Here is a 7807-nt window from a genome sequence, read left to right on the forward strand (position 1 = left end):
GCTGCGGCGGACCGGCCGCAGCGATGACCAGGAGGATCCTGAAGTGAACAACCTGAAGAAGGCCGCCGCCCTCACCATGGTCGCCGGAGGCATCGTCGCCGCCGGTGCGGGTGTCGCCTCCGCCCACGGAGGTGCGCACGCCCACGGGCAGGCCCTCAACTCGCCGGGCGTCGCCTCCGGCAACCTGGTGCAGGTCCCGGTCCACGTCCCCGTGAACGTCTCCGGCAACACGGTCAACGTGATCGGCCTGCTCAACCCGGCCTTCGGCAACGGCGCCGTCAACCACTGACGCCCGCAACACTCCCGGCCCCCGGACGATCCCCCGGGGGCCGGGCCCGTTCCATGTCCTTGACACGCTTGTCTGACGCGACTGCCTGGCGCGATGACTCGTGCGGAGCTCGCGCCGCCCGGCGTCCGGGGCGCTTCCCGGCCCGGGCCCGGCGCCAGGCCGTCTCTTCCGGATCTTGGCCGGGTCCGAAGGAAACGGCCTAGAAGCCCCGATCCCGCTCCCGCTCCTCCACGTACGCGTTGTACGCGGCGACCTGCGCCCGCCGGGCCACCCGCTCCACCGGCCGCAAGGCCGCACCCCGCGCGGACATCTCCGCCGCGCTCACCGCACCGCCGTGACCGTCGTACGCGAGGTCGACCAGCATCCCGATGCGCTGGGCCAGCTCCAGGACACGGACCGCGCGGGCCGGGTAACCGGGAGCCAGGACCTCCCGGCCGGCCTCCGCACGGGCCCGGTAGGCGTCGCGGGCCGCGTCCGCCGCCGGGCCGGAGGCCGCGACGTCGAGCCGGGTGAGCACCGTCGTCGCCTCGCGCAGCGCCTCCGCCAGCTCCCGCTCCGCCTCACCCAGCGACGGCACGTCCGCCGGCGGCGCCTCCCGCACCGGAAGGCAGTGCCAGACCACCTCCACGTGCACGTCGCCCGCCGGTCCCGCCTCCGACACCTCCGGCACCAGACCGTACGGCGCGCCGAAGCCGACCACCGCTTCCTCCGCATCGACCGCCCGCGCGTTGAACTCCGGCGGACCGCTCAGCCCCAGCGGATGCCCCGGCGCCGGCAGCGCCACCCGCCACCCGGTCACCCCGAGCCGCCGCAGCCGACCCAGCGCCAGCGTCAGCCCCACCAGCCCCGCCTCGCCCGGCAGTCCCTCCACGCGGTGCACCGCGTCCTGTCCGACAATGGCCTGCGCCGCATCGTCCGGCGACACCGCCCCGGCCAGCAGGGCATTGCCCCAAGCGGCGAGACGTCCTGAGCGTGGTTCCGAAAGCATGCCCCCCAGCGTAGGGACAAAAGGAAGGCCCTAGGGACCGGCCCGGCCCACCGGTGGCGTAGGTTTTCCCTGGACGCCGCGCCCACAGGCGACGGCGACGACACTCGACCGCAAGGGGAGACAACGCGCTCATGAGCGATGTACTGGAGCTGGTGGACGTATCCGTGGTCCGCGACGGACGCGCTCTGGTGGACGAGGTCTCCTGGTCGGTCAAGGAGGGCGAGCGCTGGGTCATCCTCGGCCCCAACGGCGCGGGCAAGACCACCCTCCTCAACATCGCCTCCAGCTACCTCTTCCCCACCAAGGGCAGCGCGACCGTCCTCGGCGAGCGCCTCGGGGGCGTCGGCACCGACGTGTTCGACCTCCGCCCCCGCATCGGCATGGCCGGCATCGCCATGGCCGAGAAGCTCCCCAAGCGCCAGACCGTCCTCGAGACCGTCCTCACCGCCGCGTACGGCATGACCGCCACCTGGCACGAGGACTACGACCCGGTCGACGAGGAGCGCGCCAAGGCCTTCCTCGACCGCCTCGGCATGAGCGAGTACCTGGACCGCAGGTTCGGCACCCTCTCCGAGGGCGAGCGCAAGCGCACCCTCATCGCCCGCGCGATGATGACCGACCCCGAACTCCTGCTCCTCGACGAGCCCGCCGCCGGCCTCGACCTCGGCGGCCGCGAGGACCTGGTCCGCCGCCTCGGCCGGCTCGCCCGCGACCAGTACGCGCCCTCCATGATCATGGTGACCCACCACGTCGAGGAGATCGCGCCCGGCTTCACCCACGTCCTGATGATCCGCCAGGGCAAGGTCCTCGCCGCCGGACCCATGGAGACCGAGCTGACCTCCCGTAACCTCTCCCGCTGCTTCGGCCTGCCGCTCGTCGTCGAGCACGTCGGCGAGCGCTACACCGCACAGGGCCTGCCGCTCAAGTAGCCAACCGGCCAACCCGGCGCAACTACCGCACAGAGTCGCGCCCTGTCACCGGAGACCCCACCGCCCTACCATGACCATGTGGACATCGACGCATGGATCTGGTGGCTGATCGGCGCGGTGGGGCTCGGCATTCCCCTGGTCCTGACCGCCATGCCCGAGTTCGGCATGCTGTCCGTCGGCGCGGTCGCCGGAGCGGTGACCGCTGCCCTCGGCTTCGGTGTCGTCTCCCAAGTGGTCGTCTTCGCCGTCGTCTCCGTCGCCCTCATCGCCGTGATGCGCCCCATCGCCGCCCGGCACCGCGACGACCGGCCCCGACTCGCCACCGGCATCGACGCCCTGAAGGGCCGTCAAGCCGTCGTCCTGGAACGGGTCGACGGCAACGGAGGCCGCATCAAGCTGGCAGGCGAGGTCTGGTCCGCCCGCACCCTCGACTCAGGACTGAGCTTCGAACCCGGAGAGCAGGTCGACGTCGTCGACATCGACGGAGCGACCGCCGTCGTGATGTGACCGAACCTCGCCCATGACCCTCCGCGGTCTGGGAAACTCGATCATCGAGATCATCATCTGGTCTACCAACCGGCAGCGAAGGGCACAGGGAACGCGATGTCAGCAGTCATCATCGTCCTGATCATTCTGGTGGTGCTTGTCTTCATCGCCCTGATCAAGACGATCCAGGTCATCCCACAGGCGAGCGCCGCCATCGTGGAGCGCTTCGGCCGCTACACCCGCACGCTCAACGCCGGACTGAACATCGTGGTCCCGTTCATCGACCGCATCCGCAACAGGATCGACCTGCGCGAACAGGTCGTCCCCTTCCCGCCCCAGCCGGTCATCACCCAGGACAACCTGGTCGTCAACATCGACACCGTCATCTACTACCAGGTGACCGACGCCCGCGCGGCGACCTACGAGGTCGCCAGCTACATCCAGGCCATCGAGCAGCTCACCGTCACCACCCTCCGCAACATCATCGGCGGCATGGACCTGGAGCGGACCCTCACCTCCCGCGAGGAGATCAACGCCGCCCTCCGCGGAGTCCTCGACGAGGCCACCGGCAAGTGGGGCATCCGCGTCAACCGCGTCGAGCTCAAGGCCATCGAACCGCCCACCTCCATCCAGGACTCGATGGAGAAGCAGATGCGCGCCGACCGCGACAAGCGCGCCGCGATCCTCACTGCCGAGGGCATCCGCCAGTCGCAGATCCTCACCGCGGAGGGCGAGAAGCAGTCCGCCATCCTGCGCGCCGAGGGCGAGGCCAAGGCCGCCGCCCTCAAGGCCGAGGGCGAGGCCCAGGCCGTCCGCACCGTCTTCGAGGCCATCCACGCCGGCGACCCCGACCAGAAGCTGCTCTCCTACCAGTACCTCCAGATGCTCCCGAAGATCGCCGAAGGCGACGCCAACAAGCTCTGGATCGTGCCCAGCGAGATCGGCGACGCGCTCAAGGGCCTCTCCGGCGCCTTCGGCAACGTCGCGCCCGGCGTCCCCGGCTTCAACACCAAGGGCGCCACCTCGGCCGACATCCCCGCCCGTCGTGAAGAACCCACAGTTGACTGACACGTACACGTAACCTCGTGCATGATCGGTGCGAGCCCCTCGACCCCGGCGAACCCGGAGCGGGGAGGCGACTCACCGAACCCGTAAGGAGATGGCTTTGTCCATCTGGGAAATGCTCGCGGTCTTCGCGGCCGGCACCGCCGCAGGCACCATCAACACCATCGTCGGATCGGGAACGCTCATCACGTTCCCGGTCCTCCTCGCGACCGGCCTGCCACCCATCACCGCGAACGTCTCCAACGCCCTCGGCCTCGTCCCCGGATCCATCAGCGGAGCCATCGGCTACCGCAGCGAACTCAAGGGCCAGACCACCCGCGTCCTCCGCCTCGGCGCCGCCGCCCTCCTCGGCGGCCTCGTCGGCGCGATCCTGCTCCTCGCCCTGCCCTCCGAGGCCTTCGACGCGATCGTCCCCGTCCTCATCGGCATCGCCCTGGTCCTCGTCCTCTTCCAGCCCCGTATCGCCGCCGCCGTCCAGCGACGCCGCGAGGCCAGCGGCACCGAGGCCCACCCCGACGGAGGCGCCGCCCTCCTCGTCGGACTCTTCCTCGCCAGCATCTACGGCGGCTACTTCGGTGCCGCCCAAGGCGTCCTCTACATCTCGCTGATGGGCCTGCTGCTCCACGACAGCCTCCAGCGCATCAACGCCGTCAAGAACATCCTCGGCGCCGTCGTCAACGGAGTCGCCGCGGTCTTCTTCCTCTTCGTCGCCGACTTCGACTGGACCGCCGTCCTCCTCATCGCCGTCGGCTCCACCATCGGCGGCCAGATCGGCGCCAGGGTCGGCAAGCGCCTCCCGCCCACCGTCCTGCGCGGAGTGATCATCGCCGTCGGCATCGTCGCCATCCTCCAACTCACCCTGAACTGACGGCGACACCATGACGAAGGGCCCGCCCCCCCGGAAAGGGGGCGGGCCTCACGCCGCGACCCGGAGACCTACGCGGCCTGCCCGGCCAGCCAGTCCGGCAGCTCCGACCGCTCGGCCGCCTTCAGCGCCAGCAGCATCGCGTCCTGCGGCGTCGGAACGAACGGCTGGTGCAGCAGCGGCATACCCGCCTGCTCCGGCGTCCGGTCCGCCTTGCGGTGGTTGTCCTCAGCGCACGAGGCCACCGTGTTCAGCCAGTGGTCCCCGCCTCCCTGCGCCCGCGGCACCACGTGATCCACGGTCGTGGCGCGCTTCCCGCAGTACGCGCACCGGTGCTGGTCCCGCACCAGCACACCCCGCCTCGACCACGGAGCCTGTCTTCGGAACGGCACCCGTACGTACCTGCACAGCCTGATCACCCTCGGCACCGGCATGTCCACGGCCGCGGCACGCACGCGAAGACCGGGGTGTTCCTGCTCCACGACGGCCTTGTCCTGCAGGACAAGCACCACCGCACGGTTGAGTGTGACCGTCGAAAGCGGCTCGAAGCTCGCGTTCAGTACCAGCGTGTCCCGCATGTTGCCCACCTCCCGTGTGCCGGCCCACCCCCGTGGCGGGCTTGGATCAACTCTGGCCGGGCGCGCCGGGTAGGACAACGCAATATCCGCGTAAAGAAAGATGCCCGCTTCTGATCTCTCCAAGACCAGAAGCGGGCAAACAACAAGCGAACGATCAGCCTTACGCGGGGTCCTCGTACTCCGCCACCAGCTGAGCACGCCCCAGCGTGTGGAAGCGCAGGTTGAAGCCGACCGCCGCGGGCGAGGTGTCCGCGTCCGGACCCAGCTTCTCCTGGTCCACCGCGTACACCGTGAACACGTAACGGTGCGGCCCGTCCCCCTTCGGCGGAGCGGCCCCGCCGAAGTCCTTCGACCCGTAGTCGTTGCGCGCGTGCACGGCACCCGCCGGCAGTCCCTCGAACGAGCCCGACCCCGCACCCACGGGCAGCTCGGTCACCGACGCCGGGATGTCGAACAGCACCCAGTGCCAGAACCCGCTGCCGGTCGGGGCGTCCGGGTCGAAGCACGTCACGGCGAAGCTCTTCGTTTCCGCCGGGAACCCCTCCCAGCGCAGCTGCGGCGAGGTGTTCCCCGCCGCGTACACCTGCGCGTCCTTCAGCACCCCGCCCTCGACGACGTCGTCGCTCACCACCGTGAACGACGCCACCGGCGGGTGGAAGTCATGAGGAAGCGGTGCCCTCTTGCCCTCGGCCACGTCTGAACCTCCCTGTCGCTGACCGGCCTTACGGACCGAGCCTAGAGCCAGTTGCGACGGCCGCCGACCTCGGCGAGCCACTGGTTCAGATACGCCGCCCAGTCGGTCGTGTGGAAGTCGCGCAGCCCCACCTTGAACGCGCGGTACGAGTCGCTGCCCTCGACGAACAGACCCGGCTTCTTGTCCATCTCCAGGACGACGTCCATCTCCTGGTCGTCCGCGACGAAGCTGACCTCGACCTGGTTAAGACCCCGGTACTGCGGCGGCGCGAAGAACTCGATCTCCTGGTAGAACGGCAGCTTCTGCCGCGTGCCCCGGATGTGGCCGCGCTCCATGTCCGCGTTCTTGAACCGGAAGCCCAGCTGGATGAAGGCGTCGAGGATGGCCTGCTGCGCCGGCAGCGGGTGCACGTTCACCGGGTCCAGGTCGCCCGAGTCCACCGCACGGGCGATCTCCAGCTCCGTGGTCACACCGATGTGCATCCCCCGCAGCTGCTGGCCCCCGATCGCGGTGACCGGCGTCTCCCACGGGATCTCCAGACCGAACGGCACCACGTGCACCGCACCGGCCTGCACCTCGAAGGCCCCGCCGAGGCGCACCTTCACGAACTCGATGTCCTGCTTGTACTCCTGGTCGTTGCCCTCGACCTCGACCCGGGCCTGCAGCCCGACGGACAGACCCTCGATCTGCTGGGCGACCGAACCGCCCTGGATCCGCACCTCGCCCTGGACGACACCACCCGGGACGACGTTCTCCTCGGTGAGCACGGTCTCCACCGACGCCCCGCCCGCACCCAGGCTCGCGAGCAGCTTCTTGAACCCCATCGACGACTCCTTACAGTCCTGCGCTGTCCTGACCCCTACATACGCGTGACGACCGTAACCGGTTCCTGACCGTCCCCCGAAGGACCCCCGGTACGCTCGGACGCCATGAGCGAGAGCCCCGACCGTACGCCGCTCCCGCGGAGCTTCTTCGACCGCCCCGTCCTGGAGGTCGCCCCCGATCTGCTGGGCCGCACGCTCGTACGGAACTCCCCGGACGGCCGTATGGAGCTCCGCCTCACGGAGGTGGAGGCGTACGCCGGCGCGATCGACCCGGGCTCCCACGCCTTCCGCGGTCGCACCCCCAGGAACGCCGTCATGTTCGGACCGCCCGGACACGCGTACGTCTACTTCACCTACGGCATGTGGCACTGCCTCAACCTGGTGTGCGGCCCCGAGGGCGAGGCGAGCGGAGTGCTGCTCCGAGCGGGGGAGATCCTCACGGGAGCCGAGCAGGCCCGAAAGCGCCGGCTCTCCGCCCGCTACGACTCCGAGCTCGCCAAGGGGCCCGCCCGCCTCGCCACGGCCCTGGACGTGGCCCGCACGATGAACGGCACCGACGCCTGCGCAGGCCCCGACGCCCCGCTCGCGGTGCTCACCGGCACCCCGCCCGCACCCGAACTGGTCCGCACCGGTCCCCGCACGGGAGTGGGCGGCGAAGGCGCCCCGCACCCCTGGCGCTTCTGGATCGACGGAGACCACACCGTGAGCCCGTACCGCGCCCACGCGCCACGCAAGCGCTCGGCTTGACTCGGGTCACAGGGGTGCGTAATGTAGCCCGAGCCGCTTGAGACGGGAAGTGCTCACCGAAGCCTCCTGGAGGCGGCCAACCACACTACTGACAGCGATCCCAACGGGGCCTATTTCGGCATGCCGAAATCTGTTCCAAATGGCTCGATTATGAGTCGCCAGGGAAATCCGCTAAAGTAGTGGACACGCCGGAAGGGCCCGGAGCGAAAGCGAAAGGGACCGGAAAGCACCGAGGAAATCGGATCGAAAAGATCTGATAGAGTCGGAAACGCAAGAACGAAGGAAGCGCCCGGAGGAAAGCCCGCGAGGGTGAGTACAAAGGAAGCGTCCGCACCTTGAGAA

At 69.7% G+C, this 7807-nt stretch carries 11 protein-coding genes; 6 read left to right on the forward strand and 5 right to left on the reverse strand.

The annotated features are described in order from the left end of the window. The first annotated feature begins 43 nt into the window (after positions 1–43). The gene (locus ACFY8W_RS16930) at positions 44–289 is read left to right on the forward strand and encodes a chaplin (protein WP_384413315.1); all 246 of its coding nucleotides are present in this window, start codon (positions 44–46) and stop codon (positions 287–289) included. Positions 290–488: 199 nt separating this feature from the next. On the opposite strand, the gene ACFY8W_RS16935 is transcribed toward ACFY8W_RS16930, so the two are convergent. Continuing rightward, on the reverse strand, positions 489–1277 hold the full coding sequence (locus ACFY8W_RS16935; protein WP_391105486.1) for a hypothetical protein: 789 nt from the start codon (positions 1275–1277) through the stop codon (positions 489–491). 131 nt (positions 1278–1408) lie between these two features. Between ACFY8W_RS16935 and ACFY8W_RS16940 the strand changes: the two genes are divergently transcribed. The 4 genes from ACFY8W_RS16940 to ACFY8W_RS16955 all read left to right on the forward strand — a co-directional run bounded on the left by ACFY8W_RS16940 (position 1409) and on the right by ACFY8W_RS16955 (position 4625). Then, positions 1409–2206 (forward strand): ATP-binding cassette domain-containing protein, encoded by a 798-nt coding sequence (locus tag ACFY8W_RS16940; protein WP_391105488.1) that lies wholly within the window; start codon positions 1409–1411, stop codon positions 2204–2206. Between the two features lie 78 nt (positions 2207–2284). After that, positions 2285–2713, forward strand: coding sequence for an NfeD family protein (locus tag ACFY8W_RS16945; protein ID WP_391105490.1), 429 nt, complete (start codon positions 2285–2287; stop codon positions 2711–2713). A gap of 96 nt (positions 2714–2809) precedes the next feature. Then, positions 2810–3760 (forward strand): SPFH domain-containing protein, encoded by a 951-nt coding sequence (locus tag ACFY8W_RS16950; protein WP_391105492.1) that lies wholly within the window; start codon positions 2810–2812, stop codon positions 3758–3760. Positions 3761–3851: 91 nt separating this feature from the next. Continuing rightward, a complete protein-coding gene (locus tag ACFY8W_RS16955) occupies positions 3852–4625 on the forward strand; it encodes a TSUP family transporter (RefSeq protein ID WP_391105494.1) in 774 nt (257 codons plus the stop codon). 68 nt (positions 4626–4693) lie between these two features. Here ACFY8W_RS16955 and ACFY8W_RS16960 read toward each other — a convergent pair whose 3' ends face one another. The 3 genes from ACFY8W_RS16960 to ACFY8W_RS16970 form a co-directional block, all read right to left on the reverse strand. Further along, a complete protein-coding gene (locus tag ACFY8W_RS16960; protein ID WP_128976739.1) occupies positions 4694–5200 on the reverse strand; it encodes an HNH endonuclease in 507 nt (168 codons plus the stop codon). A gap of 160 nt (positions 5201–5360) precedes the next feature. Next, entirely contained in the window at positions 5361–5894 is a 534-nt protein-coding gene (locus ACFY8W_RS16965; RefSeq protein WP_391105496.1) for a YbhB/YbcL family Raf kinase inhibitor-like protein, read from the reverse strand. A 41-nt stretch (positions 5895–5935) separates the two neighbouring features. Next, positions 5936–6718 (reverse strand): sporulation protein, encoded by a 783-nt coding sequence (locus ACFY8W_RS16970; protein WP_391105498.1) that lies wholly within the window; start codon positions 6716–6718, stop codon positions 5936–5938. A 105-nt stretch (positions 6719–6823) separates the two neighbouring features. Between ACFY8W_RS16970 and ACFY8W_RS16975 the strand changes: the two genes are divergently transcribed. Beyond that, complete coding sequence (locus tag ACFY8W_RS16975; RefSeq protein WP_391105500.1) at positions 6824–7465, forward strand: DNA-3-methyladenine glycosylase; 642 nt, start codon at positions 6824–6826, stop codon at positions 7463–7465. Positions 7466–7575: 110 nt separating this feature from the next. Here the strand turns inward: ACFY8W_RS16975 and ACFY8W_RS16980 are convergent. Then, a partial coding sequence (locus ACFY8W_RS16980; RefSeq protein ID WP_391105502.1) for a hypothetical protein occupies positions 7576–7807 on the reverse strand: 232 nt, incomplete at its 5' end.

Source organism: Streptomyces sp. NPDC012637, from assembly GCF_042954805.1.
Taxonomy (GTDB): domain Bacteria; phylum Actinomycetota; class Actinomycetes; order Streptomycetales; family Streptomycetaceae; genus Streptomyces.